At 78.0% G+C, this 1742-nt stretch carries 1 pseudogene; it reads right to left on the reverse strand.

Annotated elements, in window-relative coordinates:
• Positions 1-1742, reverse strand: a pseudogene (locus AX737_RS34170) (hypothetical protein); the annotation flags it as partial.

The following is a 1742-nucleotide window of genomic DNA, read 5'->3' on the forward strand; positions in this document are numbered from 1 at the left end:
ATCTGGTGCTGCAGGAGCTCGCCCGCCGAATCGAGCAGGTCGAGCCCGACCAGCCGGTCGGCGAGGCGGCGCACCACCTCGTCGCCGCGCCGGCCGATCGGGGCGAATTCCTTGAAGTCGAAGTAGAGCGCCACCGCCTCCACGCCCGGCAACGCGTCGCCGCGTCCGCCGAGGTAGAGCGCGTCGAACAGGCTCTGCGCCTCGCCGTTGAGCACCCGTGCCATCTCGGAGGTCGGGAAGGCCGCGGATGCGCGCCGGGTCGTCGCGAAGGCCTCGCGGAAGCGGCCGGCGGCCGCGTAGCTGCGGGCGAGGCCGGCGATGATCGCCTCCTCGGTCGGGCCGCCGCGCCAGGTCAGGGCGAGGCGCTCCAGCCGGGCGAGCGCCTCGCCGGAGGACATCTTGGCCGTGCCGAGCGCCAGCAGGGTCCGGCGCAGGCCCGCGGCGGCGGCGACGGGCGCGGCGGCCGCGACCTCCAGGCGCTCGTAGCGGTCGAGGGCGGCCACCGTCTGGCCGGTCAGCTCCTCCACCCGGCCCTTCACCAGGGCGAGGCGGTCGCGCACCAGCGGGTCGTGCTTGGGCGCGGCGTCCATCCGGGCGACCGCCGCGTCGATGTCGCCGCCCTCGATCGCGGACTCGGCCGCCGCCGCGAGCACGAGGTCGCGCAGATCCTCCGGCAGGCGGCCGGCGAGGGGCAGGGTGCGGCCGAAGCCGGCTTCGGCCTCGCGCCACAGGCCCGCGCCCGCCTCCGCCACCGAGCGCCACAGCACCGCCTCGGGATCGCGCTCCAGCACGTCGCCGCCGAGCGCCGCGCGGGCCTCGGCGGGGCGGCCCGCGCGCAGGAGGGCGAGACCGCGCCAGAGGCTGGTCTCGCGCTGCACTGCCACCAGCGGATCGTCCGCCGCGGCGGTCTCGAGGGCCGCCAGTCCCTCCAGGTCGAGCCCGGCGGCGATGAGCGTGCGGGCATGGGCGACGCGCAAGGGGCCGCGCTCCCCCGGCGGCGCGGCGGCGGCGGCGGCGAATTGCTGGCGCAGGAGCGCGCGCAGGTTGCCGGTCCGGGCCCGCGCCCAGCCCTCGGGATCGATGGCCGGGGCGCCCGCCTCGGCCAAAGCCGTCTCCGGGCGCTGCGCCACGCTCGACACCGCGAGCCCGCCCTCGCGCCCGACCACGACCCCGTCGAGGTCGGGGCGCACCGCGAGGTCGTCGGCCAGCGCCAGCACCGCGAGGCCGAACCGGCTCGGCAGCAGCTCGAAATCGACGAAGCGCTGGCGCTTGGGCATCCCGGCCGGCCGCCGGCCCCGGGTGGTGACGAGGGCGATCCGCTCGCCGTCGAGATCGAGCCAAGTCGCCGCGCCGGGTTTCGGCAGATCGACCGCGAGGCCGAAGCGGCCGGCGGCGTCCGTCCGCCGCCGGGGGTCGAGCACGGTGCTGGGCGTCAGCGCCTCGCCCGCGACGAGTTCCCAGCCGGCGCCCTCCCCGGCCGCCACCGGCAGCAGATCGACGAGCCGGCCGGGCGGAACCGAGAAGCGCAGCACGGTGAGGTTGCCGACCCGGCGCGGCTCGCCGAGGGGGCTGAGCCCGGCAGCCGTGCCGGCCTCGGGCAGGCGTACGGGCTCGTCCGTCTCGAAGGCCAGCGTCGCCACGCCCAGGCGCTCGAACAGCGCCACCGGCGGCAGGGCGCGGAAGCCGAAGACGAGGCCCGTGCCGGGTTTGGCCAGCGGCGGCTCGGCCTCGGAGGCGGGGCG

Origin of the sequence: Methylobacterium sp. CCH5-D2 (assembly GCF_001556475.1) — a bacterium.
Lineage (GTDB): Bacteria > Pseudomonadota > Alphaproteobacteria > Rhizobiales > Beijerinckiaceae > Methylobacterium > Methylobacterium hispanicum.